Annotated in this window: 19 protein-coding genes; 1 reads left to right on the forward strand and 18 read right to left on the reverse strand. The window is 35.4% G+C overall.

Annotated elements, in window-relative coordinates; all coding sequences use genetic code 11:
• Positions 1-5 precede the first annotated feature (5 nt).
• The 3 genes from OLM57_RS10800 to OLM57_RS10810 all read right to left on the reverse strand — a co-directional run bounded on the left by OLM57_RS10800 (position 6) and on the right by OLM57_RS10810 (position 3,427).
• The gene (locus OLM57_RS10800; protein ID WP_264563705.1) at positions 6-1,421 is read right to left on the reverse strand and encodes an adenosine deaminase; all 1,416 of its coding nucleotides are present in this window, start codon (positions 1,419-1,421) and stop codon (positions 6-8) included.
• Between the two features lie 151 nt (positions 1,422-1,572).
• Positions 1,573-2,850: an MFS transporter gene (locus OLM57_RS10805; RefSeq protein ID WP_264563706.1), complete on the reverse strand. Its 1,278-nt coding sequence runs from the start codon at positions 2,848-2,850 to the stop codon at positions 1,573-1,575.
• Positions 2,843-3,427 (reverse strand): N-acetyltransferase family protein, encoded by a 585-nt coding sequence (locus tag OLM57_RS10810; RefSeq protein ID WP_413614326.1) that lies wholly within the window; start codon positions 3,425-3,427, stop codon positions 2,843-2,845. The genes OLM57_RS10805 and OLM57_RS10810 overlap by 8 nt, the downstream gene beginning before the upstream one ends.
• 109 nt (positions 3,428-3,536) lie before the next feature.
• Here OLM57_RS10810 and yaaA point away from each other — a divergent pair, with 109 nt between their 5' ends.
• Complete coding sequence (gene yaaA, locus OLM57_RS10815; RefSeq protein WP_264563707.1) at positions 3,537-4,295, forward strand: peroxide stress protein YaaA; 759 nt, start codon at positions 3,537-3,539, stop codon at positions 4,293-4,295.
• 112 nt (positions 4,296-4,407) lie between these two features.
• Here yaaA and OLM57_RS10820 read toward each other — a convergent pair whose 3' ends face one another.
• The 15 genes from OLM57_RS10820 to trpC form a co-directional block, all read right to left on the reverse strand.
• A complete protein-coding gene (locus OLM57_RS10820; protein WP_264563708.1) occupies positions 4,408-4,947 on the reverse strand; it encodes an NADPH-dependent FMN reductase in 540 nt (179 codons plus the stop codon).
• Between the two features lie 197 nt (positions 4,948-5,144).
• Entirely contained in the window at positions 5,145-5,672 is a 528-nt protein-coding gene (locus tag OLM57_RS10825; protein WP_264563709.1) for a hypothetical protein, read from the reverse strand.
• Between the two features lie 688 nt (positions 5,673-6,360).
• The gene (locus OLM57_RS10830; RefSeq protein ID WP_264563710.1) at positions 6,361-7,944 is read right to left on the reverse strand and encodes an MDR family MFS transporter; all 1,584 of its coding nucleotides are present in this window, start codon (positions 7,942-7,944) and stop codon (positions 6,361-6,363) included.
• A gap of 60 nt (positions 7,945-8,004) precedes the next feature.
• Positions 8,005-9,084: an HlyD family secretion protein gene (locus tag OLM57_RS10835; protein ID WP_264563711.1), complete on the reverse strand. Its 1,080-nt coding sequence runs from the start codon at positions 9,082-9,084 to the stop codon at positions 8,005-8,007.
• A 14-nt stretch (positions 9,085-9,098) separates the two neighbouring features.
• Complete coding sequence (locus OLM57_RS10840) at positions 9,099-10,418, reverse strand: TolC family protein (protein WP_264563712.1); 1,320 nt, start codon at positions 10,416-10,418, stop codon at positions 9,099-9,101.
• On the reverse strand, positions 10,408-11,034 hold the full coding sequence (locus OLM57_RS10845) for a TetR/AcrR family transcriptional regulator (protein ID WP_264563713.1): 627 nt from the start codon (positions 11,032-11,034) through the stop codon (positions 10,408-10,410). The genes OLM57_RS10840 and OLM57_RS10845 overlap by 11 nt, the downstream gene beginning before the upstream one ends.
• A gap of 222 nt (positions 11,035-11,256) precedes the next feature.
• Positions 11,257-11,730: a GyrI-like domain-containing protein gene (locus OLM57_RS10850; RefSeq protein ID WP_264563714.1), complete on the reverse strand. Its 474-nt coding sequence runs from the start codon at positions 11,728-11,730 to the stop codon at positions 11,257-11,259.
• A gap of 10 nt (positions 11,731-11,740) precedes the next feature.
• On the reverse strand, positions 11,741-12,193 hold the full coding sequence (locus tag OLM57_RS10855; RefSeq protein ID WP_264563715.1) for a GNAT family N-acetyltransferase: 453 nt from the start codon (positions 12,191-12,193) through the stop codon (positions 11,741-11,743).
• Positions 12,194-12,215: 22 nt separating this feature from the next.
• Positions 12,216-12,977, reverse strand: a complete 762-nt coding sequence (gene trpA / locus OLM57_RS10860) for a tryptophan synthase subunit alpha (protein ID WP_264563716.1) — start codon at positions 12,975-12,977, stop codon at positions 12,216-12,218.
• Positions 12,978-13,035: 58 nt separating this feature from the next.
• On the reverse strand, positions 13,036-13,773 hold the full coding sequence (locus OLM57_RS10865) for a carbon-nitrogen hydrolase family protein (RefSeq protein ID WP_264563717.1): 738 nt from the start codon (positions 13,771-13,773) through the stop codon (positions 13,036-13,038).
• Between the two features lie 84 nt (positions 13,774-13,857).
• Positions 13,858-14,232: a four helix bundle protein gene (locus OLM57_RS10870; protein ID WP_264563718.1), complete on the reverse strand. Its 375-nt coding sequence runs from the start codon at positions 14,230-14,232 to the stop codon at positions 13,858-13,860.
• A 121-nt stretch (positions 14,233-14,353) separates the two neighbouring features.
• Positions 14,354-14,674 carry a gamma-glutamylcyclotransferase family protein gene (locus tag OLM57_RS10875; RefSeq protein WP_264563719.1) on the reverse strand — a complete coding sequence of 107 codons (321 nt, stop codon included), beginning with the start codon at positions 14,672-14,674 and terminating at the stop codon, positions 14,354-14,356.
• 167 nt (positions 14,675-14,841) lie between these two features.
• Entirely contained in the window at positions 14,842-16,023 is a 1,182-nt protein-coding gene (gene trpB, locus OLM57_RS10880; RefSeq protein WP_264563720.1) for a tryptophan synthase subunit beta, read from the reverse strand.
• Positions 16,024-16,046: 23 nt separating this feature from the next.
• Positions 16,047-16,682, reverse strand: a complete 636-nt coding sequence (locus tag OLM57_RS10885; protein ID WP_264563721.1) for a phosphoribosylanthranilate isomerase — start codon at positions 16,680-16,682, stop codon at positions 16,047-16,049.
• An 83-nt stretch (positions 16,683-16,765) separates the two neighbouring features.
• Entirely contained in the window at positions 16,766-17,548 is a 783-nt protein-coding gene (gene trpC / locus OLM57_RS10890; RefSeq protein WP_264563722.1) for an indole-3-glycerol phosphate synthase TrpC, read from the reverse strand.
• Between the last annotated feature and the right edge of the window lie 60 nt (positions 17,549-17,608).

A 17,608-nucleotide genomic window follows, 5' to 3' on the forward strand; every position in this document is an offset into this window, starting at 1 on the left:
ATGAATTAATTTGAAAAATTAGCTTCAAAAGCTTTAAAGCGATTATCCAAATCCTGAACCAATTGTTTTTTCACCACAGGATCTTGAATAAAACTATAGTTGATGCTGTTGTACACAAATTGTTTAATGTCTGGGTATGAAATGGTTTTGTATCTTTTGGCCAATAGGACATATTGTTCGGTCATATTCGTACGTAATATTCCAGCATCGTCAGTACTTATAACGATGGGTACACCAAATTCTTTGTACAATAGAATAGGATGGCGGTTTTCTTTTACTTTTAAAATAAACTCATTACTGCTAAGATTGATTTCAATCGGTATGTTATTTTTAGCCATATAACGCATTAAATCATAGCTTTTTTCCTCGTATGCTATATCAACTCCATGCCCAATTCTATTGGCACCAGCCGTATAAACAGCCGCATTGATATGCCATGTCAACTCTTCGGGACGTACAAGACCTAAGGTAAGTTCTCCGGCATGCAAAGTGTATTTTACCTTTGGGAAACGGCTGTGGCAGTACTTGAACATCACCATGTGCAACCAATAATCTTTCATCGAAGTTTCGCCATCTTCGGGAGAAACGATATTCACTCCAGCCATGAGTGGACTGCTATCGGCCGAAATAAAAGCAACGACAAGATTTTTGAATAAATCTACTGGTTCCATGAAGCGCAATACAAAGTTTTGATAGCGCATCGTGAATTGATTATCGTCTATTTTAAGTTCCTTGTGCATTTTGGCAACGAAGTTTACATTAAAATCGGCAGCATATTTTTTGGCCTCTTTTTGGATGAAAATAGCATATAAGGAATCCAACGACTGCATAACGGCTTTTTCATTTTTGGTTGCCGCCATTTTTCTTAAATGAGAATTGTATTTGGCTAAATCATCCGTTTTTATGCCACAAGGAATTGTTGATAATTGGGTTTCAATGTAGCTTACATTTTCTTTAATAGCCCTGCTTTTTAGTTCCAATAAACCAGCTCCGAAATTGTTTTGTGTGGCAGGTTCAAACTTCATGAAAGATTCAAAAAACAATTTATCCGAAGGGTAATCTACATTATTGTAATCTTTGATAGACCACTTATGCATTATTTTTTGTTTGTAAACATCCAATTCGCCATTCTTTTGTAAAATCGAAAATAATACCCAGTCATTTCCATCCTGTTTTTCTTGGTTTACAGTCATGGTTTGTGTATTCAAATAAAAATCTTCAGCAATAGCATGGGCCAATAAAGGTTCTGCATAAATTGAACCGGAATAATGATGGTGTAAATCGCCTCCTTTGGGCATTTGGGCAAAAAAAGCGGTAAGTTCAGCTTCGTTATTTTTGATTTTTTCAAAATATGTTTCGGCCGATTGGGCAAATCCTGCTTGGAATAGGATGTAAAAAAGAAGGGTGAAAAATATCTTCATGGTATAAATTTCGCTCAAATATAATTCAAATTTAATTGAAATAAAAATTGGTAATTTTGAAATTTTTTAGGCGTGACCATAAATTGGCACTAAAAAAAAAGAAATCAGAATTACCATTACTAAATTTTGAAAGCTAATTTATTGCTCTTTTTTAAATAAAGGTTTCACCATTACTTTCAGAATAATCCAAATCTACATGAAAAGTTTCCTTTAATTTCCAAAGCGCCAACAACGAAATTATAGATAATAACGAACCAACAATCATTCCTGCTTTTAGAATATTTCCTTCAAAAAGGCGGTCTCGAAAAAAACTGTAAATTAAAATAATTAGCGGAAGTGAACCCCTAACAAAATTGGGAACTGTGGTTGTTACAGTTGCTCGAATATTTGTCCCAAATTGCTCGGCAGCTATAGTTACAAATAAAACCCAATACCCAACGGAGAATCCCATTGTAAAACACAGAAAATAGAACGTTGAGGCTGATATTCCGTAGGCATTCAAATAGACGAAAACCATGATTAGATTAAAAACCAAAAATAGGCGCATGATTTTTTTTCGGCTTTTTAGCCATTGGCTCAACAATCCGCTGGCAATATCTCCAACAACCAAACCGGTATAACAAAACGCAATGGCCTTTCCTGCGGCGATGGTTTCGGCTTGTTGCACACCAAGAGCTTTGGCTAATTCGGGTGAAAAAGTTATTAGAACGCCTACCAAAAACCAAAGCGGAATTCCAATAAGTATGCATTGAATGTATTTTTTAAATCTTTTTGAGTTGGTAAACAAAGACAAAAAGTCTCCTTTCTTTTCATCACTTTGTTGTACTTGCGTGAACATCCCGGACTCGGTGATACTGATTCTTAAAAACAACAACATTATACCCAATCCACCACCTGCATAATAGCACAAACGCCAATCCTGAAAAATTTGATAAACCAAATAGGCGGCAACTGCTCCTGAAACGCCAACCGAAGCGACAATCATGGTTCCGTAGCCGCGTTTGTCTTTAGGTAAGGATTCGGCAACCAATGTAATTCCGGCGCCTAATTCTCCTGCAAGACCGATTCCTGCGATCAATCGCCAAAACGCATATCCGTCAACAGTAGTTACCATTCCGTTGGCAATATTGGCTACAGAATACAGTAAAATAGAACCAAACAAAACAGATAATCGTCCTTTTTTGTCTCCCAAAACGCCCCATAAAATTCCCCCGAAAAGCATACCGAACATTTGCATGCTAATGAGATATTCTCCTTGATTTCGAATAGCATCTCCTGTGATTCCAAGGTCTTTGAGACTATCTGTGCGAACGATTCCAAAAAGTAATAAATCATAAATGTCTACAAAATAGCCTAGGGCAGCAACAATTACGGCTGCATTGAGAATAGATTTGGAATTTTTGGTTAATGGAGTGGGGATGCTATTCATTAGGATTTGGTTTTATGGCTAGTTTCATTAATAAATCGGTTTGTTGGTCATTGCCTAAAATAAAAATATGTTTGTCGAATGTGACAAAACCATTTTTGGCGTAAAACTGTAAGGCTCTGTGGTTTTCCTCCCAAACGCCCAGCCAAATATAATCGACAGCTATTTGTTGTGCAACTTTTAGGGCTTGGTCGAACAATAATTGACCTATTTTTTTTCTGTGAAAGGCTTGTAAAACATAGATGCGTTGAATTTCCAGCGTGGTATCTTCAAGTTCTTCCGTTTGTGCACTGCCTAAATTTAATTTTAAATAACCAACAGCTTCCTCATCTAAATAAGCAATATAAAAAGGTGAATCCGGATTGTTTATTTCTAAAGTTAATTGTGTTGTATTGAAATTTTCCTGCAGGTATTTCTCCATGTTTTCAGGTGTATTTATACCTGAAAAAGTTTCGGTAAACGATTGTTTACTGATGTTTTGTAGAGTTGGTAAATCTCCTAAATCAGCTTTCTTGATTTCAATCATTGGAATTGTTTTGTTTTTTATAAAATCAAAAATAAACAAAATAACCGCATTCATTTTAAAAATCTATAATGGCATTAAACAATTCAATTTATTGTTTCTGAATTCTAGTTTTCAATTTGTACTTTTGAAAATCTAATAAAAGAATCTGAAAGCATAGCTATTTATGAAAATTGTACTATCTCCTGCCAAATCGTTAAACTTTGAACAAGAATTACCAACTACACAATATACTTCATCTTCTTTTTTAAAAGAATCGAGACAGGTTCATAAGGTTTTGAAACAGCAATCTCCTAAAAATTTATCGGAGCTGATGTCAATTTCAGATAAACTATCTGATTTAAACTGGCGGCGCAATCAAAAATGGAAAACCCCTTTTACACCCGAAAATGCCCGTCCGGCAATTTATGCTTTTGACGGCGATGTGTACACGGGATTGGACGCTTATTCGATTCCAATCGAAAAATTAGGTCAGCTTCAAGATAGTCTAAGAATATTATCGGGCCTTTACGGTTATTTAAAACCATTGGATTTAATGCAACCGTACCGCCTCGAAATGGGAACCAAATTACCCATTGGCGAAAGTAAAAATTTATATGAGTTTTGGAAAAAGACCATAACCAATTCCTTGAACAAAGAGCTGAAAAAAGGGGAGTTATTCATTAATTTGGCCAGCAACGAATATTTTTCTGCGGTGGATGTCAAAGGGTTGAAAGTTCCTGTCATTACTCCGGAATTTAAAGATTACAAAGATGGTAATTTGAAGATTATTAGTTTTTTTGCTAAGAAGGCCAGGGGATTAATGGTGCGCTATATTTTGGACACCAATGCCCAAACGATTGATGATTTAAAAGGATTCAATTATGAAGGCTATCAATTTGATGCTAATTTATCTAAAGGCAATAGCTTGGTTTTTACCAGATAGAATTCAGATAACAGGTTGCAGAAGGCAGATTGGAGAATTCAGATTTGAGTTTGTCGATGTGCTTTGTGGGCACGGATTACAAATCCGCGCTATTGGGTCGTTGTTTTTTTGTCTACTTATCGTTTATTAATTTCATTAATGCGTCAATAAATTGGTCTAATTCTCTTTTAGTTTTGTTGTCGATTAAATTTCCTTGTTCGTTAAATTTTCCTTTTATTCCTTGAATTAGCAAACTTGTTTCGTCCGTAAATTTTGCCATTGCTGTTTTCATTATTAGTTGCAATTCTTCGTGCCCTTTTTGCCCACTTGCGGAAGCTGTTATCAGTCCAGTTGGTTTGTCCGAAAAGATTGTTGTTGCAATACACCATTCGATTGCGTTTTTTAGTCCACTTGGAATGCTAAAAATATATTCTGGTGTACAAATAATTATTCCGTCAGCTTGTTCAATATTTTTTCTAAATTCAATTATTTGCCTTGGTGGTTTGTCGGCTGAAAGTTCTGGGTCAAAATGAGGTAGTAATTTTAGGTCGTTGTAAATTGTCAAGTTAAAATCATTTGTTGCCAAAACTGCGATTTGTTCAACAAGTTTAAGGTTTGCAGAATTTTCGCTGGCACTTCCGATAATTGCTAAAATATTTTTCTTCTCTATCATTAAATTCTGTAAGTTTCTTGTCTGTCGTAATTTTAGGTACAATGAAGGCCAACGTTCTGGCGCTTGGCGAGGTTGGGGAATAAAGAGGCGAGATTTTTCGGTTAAACACAAATTTTCCAAATACAAAACCATCTTTAAATTCAGCCTAAAACCCCAATCTTGCCAAACGGCTGTTAGCAGTAGTTTTTTATTCAATATCAGGAATCACTATATTTTAAATCTTTTCTCATTGCTTGAATTATTTCATTTTCGATTGCTTTAAAATCTGCTCCTCTCAAACGATTTGAAACTTCTACAGCTTTATGTGCCGCTTCAGAAAGTAATTTTGTATCAACACCAGGCGTTCTATAAACGGAATATGTATGAAAAGCTTCAAAACATTCTTGATACTCTTTGTTTAAGTCTTCAATCATTTTCAAAATAGATGGTTTGATAAATGGTTGGTTAATTAAGTAAAAGTTTATAAAATCGTTCGATTCTTGAAATAAATCCTTTGCCATTTCTTCGTTTCCAATCATACCATATTGTTCAAGCTTGAATTTAAAGTTATATATTCTTTTCAATAATTCTCGATGAATTTCAATTTTTTCTTTGAAGATACCAGAATATGCAATTTTATATGTTTCTAAATTTTCTTCCCATTTTGTTTTTATCCATGTAAAGAAAATTACATTACATGCTAAAGTTACTAGACCAGCAGATAAAGCAGTGAGAATAATTTCCATAGTTGATTTAGTTTTTAAAAGTGTATTGATGTATGGTTTTTTGTAAAATTACTGCTAACTTGTATATACTCGCTACAAAGTAGCGTTTATACACCCAAATTTGGGTTGATTGGCGAAGGTTTACTTCGTTTTATTCTTCCTTTCAAATATAGAAAATAATAGTCACAAACTTACAAAGCGCAAATTTTGTTTTTTTAGTCGTTTTTATGCTCCACCCAGTAAAATAGGGGATCCGAAGAAAAAAAAATGCCCTGATGCGAGCTTCGGACTCCCTGATGCGGTCTTCGGAGTGCTTGATACGAGCTTCGGACTCCCTGATGTGACCTTCTGAAAGCTTGATGCAATCTTCGGACTGCGAATTACAGTCTTCGGGCAGGTTTTTGCTTGTTTCGGATGGGTTTTTACGAGAATTCAGATAACAGATTTCAGATAGTAGAAATGAAAAAAGCTCCGAATCTCACTATTGATTAGTGAAATTCGGAGCTTATATTTGTTGTTATTTAAGTCCCGGCAAAAAGCAAAATCTCTCTCTTTAGCCCTGATAGTAGTGGAAATCCTTGTGAGCCGGGGTTCGGCTTACAAGATTGCAACGGATAGCGGGACAATGCTAGTTAAAAATGCCTAATCTTTCTGCTCCTTATTATTAGCTAACTCAATTCTGAATTCTGCCTTCTGTAATCTAAAAATCTTAATGCATCGCCTCAGCCGGATTTACTTTGTTTTTTCCTTTTTTGATTAAAAGAATAAAAGGAATACACAGCAGGAATAAAATCCCGAGATACATAAAAATATCCATAAATGACAGTACAGAACTTTGTGCCATTACTTTTAGTTCAAGCACTTTGTAGGCTTTTGATAACGCTTCATTGGCAGTATATCCTTTGGACATAAACCCCATTTGCAGCTGATGGACTGTTTGCTGCACTTTATAAGATGACTGGTCAAGATAGGATATTAAATTTACGCGATGTTCCTGATTGAGCCTGGTGAGGTAAGTGGTAATAATCGCAATACCAAAAGAACCTCCCAATTGTCTCATCATACCTGTAAAGGCCGCACCTTCGCCAATATGTTTCCCTTTGAGGGTGGACAATGATAAAGTGGTAATAGGCACAAACAATAATCCCAAACCAATACCTCTGAGAATTAATGGCCAAAACATGTGCTCAACGCCAGTGTCTGGTGTCATTACTCCACGCATCAAAAAGGTAAAAAGGAAAAACACTAGGAATCCTACTGCAACCATATAGGCTTGAGGTACACCACGCTGAATCATTTTACCGATAAATGGCATCATAATACCTGTTGTTATCGAACTTGGAATTAACAATAAACCTGCATCGGTAGCTGTCCATCCTAATATTGATTGGGTGTATACTGGAATAATAAATGTTGATCCATACAATCCGAATCCCATAATGAAAGACATAATGGTTCCGATTCTAAGGTTACTGTCTTTTAATACTTTCAGATTTACAATTGGATGCTTATAAGTGAGTTCGCGCCATATAAACAGCACTAAACCAAAGACCGAAACGACGCTTAAGGTTACAATCATGCTGTCATTGAACCAGTCGTCTTGTTGACCATGCTCCAAGACAAATTGCAGAGAACCAATGAAAGTGGCCAAGAGTCCAATTCCCCACCAATCGACTTGGTTGGCTTTTAGTTTGTCTCCATATTTTGGGCTTTTCACATAACCAATAGTTAGTAAAGTGGCAATAATACCAATTGGAATGTTGATGTAAAAAATGAAAGGCCATGAAAAATGATCCACAATATAACCTCCCAATGGCGGTCCCAGTGTTGGGCCAACGATAACTCCCATTCCGTATATCGCCTGTGCCATTCCTCTTTTGGCGACAGGATAACTTTCAGTAATGATGGTTTGCGCAGTTACCAATAAAGCTCCTCCTCCCAAGCCCTGTATGAATCGAAAGGCAACGAGTTCCCAAATATTTGTGGCATTTCCGCACAAAAAAGAAGCCACTGTAAAAATCACGATGGAAGTTGCAAAGTAATTACGGCGCCCAAATTGCTGTGACAACCAACTCGTCATCGGGATTACAATTACGTTTGCAATAGCATACGCGGTAATTACCCAGGCAATATCGGTTAGGGTAGCACCAAGACTACCTCTCATATTATTTAAAGCTACGTTTACAATCGTAGTGTCTACAATTTCGAGCAAAGCACACATTATACAGGTTATCGTGATGATGACCCTGTTAAAGCCGTATTCTACTAAATCGTCTTCTTGGTTTTGTACCATTTTGGATTTTTAATATATAATGGTTTAAATTCCTTTAAATAAGTTTTTTTGCAAAACTTATTATTTCAAATGAACATCTACATCTGCGTTCATACCAGGACGAAGCAATTCTATTTTTTTAGGATCATTATTGGGATTCAAACTAATTTTTACTGGTAATCGTTGAATGGTTTTTACAAAATTTCCGGTTGCATTATCTGGTGGAAGCAATGAAAAACGAGAACCTGTTGCCGGTGAAAATGAAGTAAGTGTTCCTTCAAAATCATAGTCAGGATAGGCATCTACTTTTACGGTTACTTTTTGGCCAATCACCATTTTGTTTAATTGTGTTTCTTTAAAATTTGCCACAACCCAAGCTTCACTATTGTTGATGATGTAAAACAAAGATTGTCCTTGTTGTACCAATTGTCCAGGTTGAATGTCTATTTTTGAAATCTGTCCGTCGATTGCTGCAGTTACAACAGTATAAGTCAAATTAAGTTTGGCAACATCAAGTATTGCTTTTGCTTTTTTGATATTGGCAGCAGCAACTTCTGTTTGTTTATTAGAAACTCTTGATTTTGCTTCAATCACTGTTTTTTGAAAAGCACTTGCTTTTTCTTGTTGTTGTAAAATACGCACTTGGCTTTCGGCTTCTTGTTTGGCTGCTAATGCTTGTTCGTATTGTTGTTTGGTAATCGAATGATTTTTATATAAATTTTCATAACGGGCATAATCACTGTTTGCTCTTCCCAATCTAATTTTTGCAGTTTCAATATTCCCTCCAGCCGATTGTACATTGGCATCCGAAACAGCAATGCTTGCCAGTGCACTTCCAATATCTTCTTTGGCTACTTCAAATCCGCTTTCTGCAGCTATATAAGCAGCATTTGCTTCTTCTATTTTTAATTGATAATCTCCTTTATCAATGGTAAATAGAGTATCTCCTTTTTTCACAAATTGATTGTCTTTTACATATACTTTGCTAATATATCCCGAAACTCTTGGGATAATTGGGTTCATGTTTTTTTCTATCTGGGCATCATCCGTTTCTTCATGCCCTAGTGAATGGATGTATTTTGAAATTCCGTAAGTTCCTCCTGCTAGGATTAAAACCAATAGGATTATAATGAATTTTGCGTTTGTTTTTTTCTTTTCCATGATATTGGTAGTGGTTATATTTTTGAAAGGTTGAAGGTTTGTGATAGTTGGCCAGTAACTGAAAGTAACTCGTAGTATTTTTGAATAACATCTACTTTGGCAATGGTTTCGCTTATTTTTGATTTCAGTTGCTCAACATCTGCTTCGAGTAAATCATTGGTATCCGAAAGTCCATTATCGTATTTGTCTTTTACAATTCGGTAATTTTCAGTAGCTTGTTCGACAGCCTGGTTGTAAACAATATTTTGTTTTACTGCCAAATCATAATTGGTAATTGCCTGTTGCACTTGGATTCTAATATTATCTTTTAACAATTCTTCAGAATTTTGTACTTCAAGCGCTTTACTTTCGGCAATTTTTACCTGAGTACCATTTTTTAGAATACCGCTGATATCATAGGATAGACCTACACCAAAAAACATGGCGTTTTCTAATGTGATAATATTGTTTAGGTTCAAAGCGGCATATCCTCCTACCAAAGCAATGTTGGGGTAGTAGTCGCCTTTGGCCATTTTGATATTGTTTTGTGTCGCTTTTTCCTGATACTGCACTGCTGCCAAATCTTTACGGTTTTGAAACGCAGGCTGTTCGTCTGTAGGAATAGCATTTTTAGGAAAGTTAATCAAATCACTTTCATTTACCACTAGTTTTGTTTCTGTCGGTAATTTCAATAGAGTGACTAGGTAGAAATTGATTATCTTTTCATTATTTAAAGCTTCATCAAGCGTCAGCTGAATTTGGGAAACCTGAAGTTGTGACTTCAATAAATCATTTCTGGGTATGATTCCGTTTTTTTCCAAAGCAATGAAGTCAGTTACACGTTGTTCAGCACTTTTTTGATTTTCCTTTAATAATTCAATAGTTCTTTGTGCTTTGTACAAATTGGCGTAGTAGTCTATGACTCTCATGGTCACATCTTCTTTGGTTTGAGATGCCATTGCATTTTCTGCCTGGAACAAATTATCCTGTAGTTTTATACCATTCTGAATTTTCATTCCTGCAAATACAGGTACTTTCAGACTGGCTTGGCCAATAAGTAATTGGTCTGGTACCGGAAGAACTGCTGACCCTGCATTGATTTTTAAATCAACTGTTGCTTTTGTTAAACGCAGGTATTGTCCTGTGATTTTAAAATCGGGATATTGATTGTTCTTAGCCGATTGCAATTCTTGTTTCTTGGTTTCCACTTTGGTGTTGGCCAGTGAAATTTCATTACTTTTTGTCCAAGCCAATTGTATAGCCTCTTCCAGCTTTAAATTGGTTTTGTCTTGGGCATTGATGGATGAAATTCCAATAAAGAACCCTCCAAAGAGTATTAAATAACTAACTTTCATATGTCAAGAGGGCTTTAATGGTTTGTTGAATGTGCATTGTCAGAGTTGTTTTTATATAGGTGTTGTATTCTTCTTCGGTGTTCAAGTGCAAGAGATTTTCGTAAAAAGGTCTATTCAAATGAAAATGGAAATAGGTGCCGAGAATAGTTGTCGTAAGAAGCGGAACTACAATGTCTTTCCTGAAAATTCCTTTCTCCTGTCCATCTTGAATAATGGATTCTATAGATTTTAGATTTCCTTTCTTTAAATCTGTAAAAGCTTGAAGGTTAATTACCCTTTGACTGGAGGAAAATTCAAAATGCATAATTTTGTAGATGCATCTATTGCTGTTAATTTTATCGATATAAAGTTCTATAAGCTTGTGTATTTTTTGGAGTGGATCTAATTTTTCCAAAGTCAAAATGTCAAGCTGTAACTTAATATCTGAAATACGGTTTAAAATAATGGATTCCAATAATTGTTCTTTAGATCCAAAATAATAGGAAACCATCGCAATATTTATTTTGGCTTCCTTGGCAATGTCTCGTATCGAAGTTCCGTCAAATCCTTTTTCGGCAAAAAGCCTTTCGGCCACTTCTAGAATTTGGATTTGTTTTTCGTTAAAGTCCGTTTTCAATGCTGCATATTTTAATTCGAAACAAAATTAAACAACTGTTTAATTTAAACGATTGTTTAAGTTTATTTTAACGATTTTTTAACAATTGTAAAAATCAATAAATAGGGTTAAAATTGCATTTAGGCTTTGATTACTAGGGTTTTGAATTTATAAGGAGATGTTTTTTTTAAAAATTTTTAAAAATGCTTCAACAAAACAGTCAACTGTTTATTTTAAACATCGTTATAATTTCTCTTTAATTGGAATCCAGATTTCTTCTTCCGAATTGGGATCGTCTTTTTTATATTTTGCTCCCAATATTTCAAAATGGGGTCTATGGTCTAAATCGTATTTAGAGTTGGGAATCCAATTTCTGAAAATATAGTCAAAAATTTCAATGCTGTGCCCTTTATGTTCAAAAACGGCATAAAGCCCACCCGATAAAGTGAAAGATTCCATCTCTGTTGGTAAATTGTCAAACTTACTCACTTCAAGAGTAGCCAATTTTTCAAAAATTGTATTGGGATTGAAAGTTTCAAAATAGGTTGCTTCATAGACTTGCACAGCGAAGAAATCTGAACTTTTGGTGTTTTTAATTTCGCTGCGTCTTGGCATAAAACTTTTCCACAAATCTGCGGTTTTGTTGTTGGCAAGTGATGTTTGAATTCGTTTGCCAATTAATTTCTTTTCGGATATAATTTCAATTCTTGGAGTCATTTTAAATTATTTATCGAATGGATTTTTTCAGGCAAACACTGGTTGCAACATTTTCATATTGACCATAATTTGGTATTATTTCATAACCCGATTTGATGTATAATGCTATGGCTTCGGGATTGTTTGTACCGGTTTCTAGAACGAAACTGATATATTTGAGTTCACTTGACCAGACCTCCAATTCTTTTAGAATCAAACTTGCTATTCCTTTTCCTCGAAAATCAGGAAGTACAAACATTCTTTTGATTTCAACTGTATTGGAATCAAATTGTTTGAAGGCACCGCAACCGATAGCTATGTCATCCTGATAGCAAACTACGACATTATTGATTTTATCGAGTGTGTCATACTGAGCATAAAAATGATGGTCTTCGCCATCTTTAATTTTTAAAACTTCATCGAGCAAAACGACAAGATTTTTAAAATTGATGTTGTCGGCTGTTGTTCGGGTTGTAGTTATCATTCCTTTTTTGCTTAAAGTTTAACTATCGAATCCCTTTCACAAATTCCTCAATTTTACCAGTTCCATTTTCCGTCAAATGCGTGATAAATGCACTTCCAATAATCGCTCCTTTGGCATATTGTGTCGCTTGATTGAAGGTCTCGGCATTATTGATTCCAAATCCAATCACTTGAGGGTTTTTCAGATTCATGTCGGCTATACGTTTGAAATAGTCTTCTTGGGTACTACCAAAACCGGATTGAGATCCTGTTACACTCGCAGAACTTACCATATATATAAAGCCACCTGAAACGCTGTCAATAAAACGAATGCGTTCGTCTGAAGTTTGTGGCGTAATCAAGAATACATTGATTAATCCATATTTCTCGAAAGTGGCTTTGTATTGTTCGGCATATACATCTACCGGAAGATCGGGAATAATTAAACCGTCAATTCCTATTTCGGCACATTTTTTACAGAAATTCTCGACTCCATATTGTAGCATCGGATTGAAATAACCCATAATGACTAGCGGAATTGTGACGCTTTGGCGAATGTCTTTCAATTGGTCAAACAAAATTTGTGAGGTCATTCCATTATGTAAAGCTTGGGTTGAACTCGCTTGAATGGTTGGCCCATCCGCTAATGGGTCGCTAAACGGCAATCCAATTTCGATCATATCGACACCATTTTTTTCTAAATCCTGAATGATTTGTACAGTGTCATTCAAATTGGGATATCCAGCCGAAAAATAGATGGAAAGTATTTTTTTGTCTTCTTGTAATTTTTGATTTATTCGGTTCATTTTTAAAGTATTTTGTCTTTGGATTTTGAATCCTATAGTTGCGTTTTTATATTTTTATTTAATCGTTTAGTATTTTACTACTCCAATCAGAATTTTTCTTTTCTACAAGCAGTAGTCCAGAACCCGAATCTTCCATTTGGGCAATCAATTCTCCTTTGTTGTTCCAAAATGCAGAACGGCCGCCTGATGGACTTCCGTAAGAGTCTCCTCCAAAATTAGCCATCAGCACATTCATTTGGTATTGTGAAGCATAATTCTGTAACGATTCATGTGCTTTTGGAATCCCGTTTGGCGAAAAGAAAATACTGGCAATATAGATCGAACTATTGTTTTTGCTGGCATTTTCAGCATGCTTTGGATGATCGATATCGGCGCAAATGGCACAGGAAATGCGCTCGTTTTCTATTTCGAGTATTGGATTGTAATCAAAGGAAGGTTGATAATATAATTCTTCTCCAGTATGAAGAAATTGTTTGGTATATATAGAAATTGTGTCATTAGGAGAAATACAAAATTCGCCCAAAAACAAGTCCGATTCTATTTGTATCGGTGCTCCTGCGATGATGGTAATTTTATTTTTGAAAGCTAATTTTTTTAAAAAATCCAATCGTGAATCATTTTTGGTAAAAGCCAATCGTGTGGCATCTTCTCTTTCATAACCAGTAATGGATAACTCCGGAAACACAAGTAGTTGCGCCCCGTTTTTTGCAGCCAATTCGATAAGGCGATAATGATCCAAAAGATTGGAATCAATATCTCCGCGTTTGGGTTGGGTTTGAGCTGCTGCTAAAATCATTTTAATTTACAATTTACGATGTTGGATGTACGATGTTTGATTTGCGATTTTTGAAATGGTTAATCAAATATCTAACATTGATTTTTATTTGGCACTATTAATTCGTGCTGTTTTTAATGATGAAACTATTATTGCTACAATTTCATTAGCTTCTTTTTTTAGTAATTCTATTTCTGGTTGAAATTCTGTATCTGTTTTTTCTAGAGCAGTAATGTCAAAAAGAATTTCAAGAAAGAAATGACTTTCATCGGCTTCTTCTTCAACTATTTTTAATTTATTAATGAAGTCTGCTGCTGATTTTGCTCTTTGTGAAGCTCTATAATTTGCACCAAAAGAACTGGAACATCTAATGAGTTGATTTACATAAGCATTATATTCTCTTGATTTTGGTAACTTAGAACAAAGAATCCAGCAATCAATTGCAAATTTCTTTGTTCTCTTTAGCATTATTTCTTTCATTTTCAGATATACAATTTATTAATTATGATTTTAAATGTTTGATAGACGGATTGCTTAATTTATGAGTGATTTTTTCAATAACATTTCAAAATATCGTATATCAAATATCTTAAATCGTCTTTTAGATCGCAGCACTATAAGCCCAAGCTTTTTGATTCGATTGCAATTGCACTTCCACGCGTTTGTAATGCTTGCCCTCGTATAAATCGGCTTGACGAAGTTCATTTACAGTTACTTCATACACTATTCCGTCTATAGTATCATCTGAATTTTCGGTTTCCATAATGATTGGATAATGCACTATTCCGAATTCTTCTTCGATCTGAATTTCATTTAGTTCATAACCAATTAATGTTTCTGGAGTTCCTTGAAGAATACGCCCAAAAAGGTCTTCTTGAACATCTTTATCTTGTAAAGTTCCGTAAGCGAATAATTTTTGCATAAATTCTATATTTTGGAAATGTTAATTGTACCTGAATTTTAATTGTATACTTAGTGTGCGTTAGGGATGGAAGCGGCATCTTTTTTTGTCTCTTTTTAGAGATAAAAAAGATATAGCGTACAGCCCGACCCGACCTTTTTTGGGAGGGTAACGCCAAAATTATGATGCTACAATTTAAAATAGTCTATATAGGTGTTCAAATCTTTGTCGCCTCTTCCAGAAAGGTTGATCACCACAATGTCGTCTTTTTTGAACTTCATTTCGTCGAGAACAGCAAAGGCATGGGCACTTTCGATAGCTGGAATTATACCCTCCATTTTAGAGAGCTGCAATCCCCAATCCATAGCCTGTTCATCGGTAATGGAGATGAATTGTGCTCTTCCGGAAGCAAACAAATGTGCATGCATTGGGCCAACCCCCGGATAATCAAGTCCCGCAGAAATGGAATACGGTTCGGTAATTTGACCGTCAGTGGTTTGCATCAAAAGGGTTTTACTTCCGTGAATGATTCCGATTTTACCCAAAGCCGAAGTTGCGGCACTTTCGCCTGAATCAACGCCTAAGCCAGCAGCTTCAACGGCAATAATATTTACATCTGGATTGTCTAGAAAATGATAATAGGCTCCAGCAGCATTGCTTCCACCACCCACACAAGCAACTACATAATCGGGGATTTCACGGCCTTCTTTTTCCAGTAATTGTTCTTTTATTTCTTTTGAAATAACCGACTGGAAACGTGCCACCATATCGGGATATGGATGTGGTCCCACGACTGATCCGATGATGTAATAGGTGTCGACTGGATTGTTAATCCAATCGCGAATGGCTTCGTTGGTGGCATCTTTTAGGGTTTTTGACCCCGAAAGAGCTGGACGAACTTCGGCACCGAGCATTTTCATTCGCGCCACATTGGGTGCTTGACGCTTGATGTCGATTTCACCCATATACACGATGCATTCCAATCCCATCAAGGCACAAACAGTAGCTGTAGCTACGCCGTGTTGACCTGCACCCGTTTCGGCAATGATACGTTTTTTACCCAATCGTTTGGCTAGTAAAATTTGACCTATGGTATTGTTGACTTTATGCGCGCCAGTATGACACAAATCTTCTCTCTTGAGGTAAATTTTGGTGTTGTATTGTGCCGATAAACGTTCTGCAAAATACAATGGAGTAGGGCGACCTACATAATCCTTTAAAAGGGCATCAAACTCCGCTTGGAACTCAGGATCTGCTGTGATTTTTAAATAATTCTGACGTAATTCTTCTACATTTGGATATAACATTTCGGGAATGTAAGCACCTCCAAATTCTCCGTAATACCCTTTTTCGTTGACGTTGTAACTCATTTTTTTTATTTTAAATGATGAATTTAAATTTTAAATGCATCGATTATTTCAATTTTTAAATCCTTCAATCTTTTAATATCTTTTAACCCTGGTTCTATTTCAAATTTACTATTTATATCGATAGCATAAAGCGGCAAATTGGTTTTCGAAATTTCTTTTACGCTATCTACTTCCTCAATTCCGATTCCACCACTAAGGAAGAATGGTTTTGTAGAGGGGTACTTTTCTAATATTTTCCAGTCGAAAGTAGTACCATTTCCGCCAGGTAATTTTCCTTTGGTGTCAAAAAGGAAATAATCACAAACGGATTCGTATGGTTTCAAAACGCTGAAATCAAAATTTTCGTCAGCCGAAAACACTTTGATGATTTCTATTGTTGTATCAAATTTAGTTTTTAATTCCGTACAAAATTCTACCGATTCCTTACCGTGCAATTGAATGGCTTGTAAATCGTATTTGGCTATTTTTTCTTCAATTACAGAGATATTTTCATTGACAAAAACCCCAACTTTTTTAATTGATTTTGGTAAATCTGGCATATTTCCGTCAAAATAGCGAGCCGATTTTGGCCAAAATATGAATCCCATATAATCGGGTAGGAGCGAACCTACTTCGAGTATATTGTCGGGATATTTCATGCCACAGATTTTGAGTTCCATTTTTTTTAAGTTAAACCGCAAGGCTCGCTAAGGAATAGCAAAGTTCGCAATGCTTTTTTATTCAATTCGTGATAATTTGTTTCTTATTTCAATTGCTCGATAAATTCTTTTGCCGCTTTTCCTGCATTGTCGGTTTTCATAAAGTTTTCTCCAATTAGAAATCCTTTGTAACCGTATGGTTTCAGTTCATTAATGGCTTCAATCGAACTGATACCGCTTTCGGAAATTTTTACGAAATCATCTGGAATTTTTGAAGCCAATTCTTTGCTGAAATCCAAACTTACTTCGAATGTTTTTAGATTTCTGTTGTTCACGCCAATCATGTCTAGCGTTGGCATAATTGATTTTTCCAATTCTTCTAAGTTATGAACTTCCAATAATACTTCTAATCCTAAACTTTTTGCAAATTCAGATAATGATTTGATTTCTTCTCTAGTCAAAACTGCTGCGATAAGCAAAATCAAATCGGCACCGTGGGCTTTGGCTTCCAAGATTTGGTATTCATCTACTATAAATTCTTTTCGCAAAAGCGGAATGTTTACTGAGGCTCTTGCCAAAAGCAAATCATCTAGAGAACCGCCAAAATACTTTCCATCCGTCAAAACCGAAATCCCACAAGCACCGGCACTTTCGTATCCTTTTACAACTTCTTCCACGGTGAAACTATAATTAATTTCAGCTTTGGAAGGCGAACGGCGTTTGTGCTCTGCAATAATTCCAGAGTTGCTGTTTCTTAAATTTTGACTTAAAGAAATAGTTTTTTTACCAAATAAAACAGAAGTCTCCAATTGTGAAACTGAAATGATGGATTTTTTGATAACAACTTCTCTTTTTTTGTCAAATATGATTTTATCTAAAATATTCATTAATTTTTTATTTAAAGTTTTTTTTGTTTAAGGTTTAAAGTTGCACAACATTTCAACAAC

Source organism: Flavobacterium sp. N3904 (assembly GCF_025947305.1).
Classification (GTDB): Bacteria; Bacteroidota; Bacteroidia; order Flavobacteriales; family Flavobacteriaceae; genus Flavobacterium.

Bases quoted from the DNA above. Each gene is read 5' to 3' on its own strand.
- OLM57_RS10875 (WP_264563719.1), bottom strand. From the start codon at position 14,674: ATGCAAAAATTATTCGCTTACGGAACTTTACAAGATAAAGATGTTCAA.
- OLM57_RS10800 (WP_264563705.1), bottom strand. From the start codon at position 1,421: ATGAAGATATTTTTCACCCTTCTTTTTTACATCCTATTCCAAGCAGGA.
- OLM57_RS10810 (WP_413614326.1), bottom strand. From the start codon at position 3,427: ATGAATGCGGTTATTTTGTTTATTTTTGATTTTATAAAAAACAAAACA.
- OLM57_RS10865 (WP_264563717.1), bottom strand. From the start codon at position 13,773: ATGATTTTAGCAGCAGCTCAAACCCAACCCAAACGCGGAGATATTGAT.
- OLM57_RS10825 (WP_264563709.1), bottom strand. From the start codon at position 5,672: ATGGAAATTATTCTCACTGCTTTATCTGCTGGTCTAGTAACTTTAGCA.
- OLM57_RS10885 (WP_264563721.1), bottom strand. From the start codon at position 16,682: ATGGAACTCAAAATCTGTGGCATGAAATATCCCGACAATATACTCGAA.
- OLM57_RS10870 (WP_264563718.1), bottom strand. From the start codon at position 14,232: ATGAAAGAAATAATGCTAAAGAGAACAAAGAAATTTGCAATTGATTGC.
- OLM57_RS10830 (WP_264563710.1), bottom strand. From the start codon at position 7,944: ATGGTACAAAACCAAGAAGACGATTTAGTAGAATACGGCTTTAACAGG.
- trpA (WP_264563716.1), bottom strand. From the start codon at position 12,977: ATGAACCGAATAAATCAAAAATTACAAGAAGACAAAAAAATACTTTCC.
- OLM57_RS10820 (WP_264563708.1), bottom strand. From the start codon at position 4,947: ATGATAGAGAAGAAAAATATTTTAGCAATTATCGGAAGTGCCAGCGAA.
- OLM57_RS10840 (WP_264563712.1), bottom strand. From the start codon at position 10,418: ATGAAAGTTAGTTATTTAATACTCTTTGGAGGGTTCTTTATTGGAATT.
- trpC (WP_264563722.1), bottom strand. From the start codon at position 17,548: ATGAATATTTTAGATAAAATCATATTTGACAAAAAAAGAGAAGTTGTT.
- OLM57_RS10850 (WP_264563714.1), bottom strand. From the start codon at position 11,730: ATGACTCCAAGAATTGAAATTATATCCGAAAAGAAATTAATTGGCAAA.
- trpB (WP_264563720.1), bottom strand. From the start codon at position 16,023: ATGAGTTACAACGTCAACGAAAAAGGGTATTACGGAGAATTTGGAGGT.
- OLM57_RS10855 (WP_264563715.1), bottom strand. From the start codon at position 12,193: ATGATAACTACAACCCGAACAACAGCCGACAACATCAATTTTAAAAAT.
- OLM57_RS10835 (WP_264563711.1), bottom strand. From the start codon at position 9,084: ATGGAAAAGAAAAAAACAAACGCAAAATTCATTATAATCCTATTGGTT.
- yaaA (WP_264563707.1), top strand. From the start codon at position 3,537: ATGAAAATTGTACTATCTCCTGCCAAATCGTTAAACTTTGAACAAGAA.
- OLM57_RS10805 (WP_264563706.1), bottom strand. From the start codon at position 2,850: ATGAATAGCATCCCCACTCCATTAACCAAAAATTCCAAATCTATTCTC.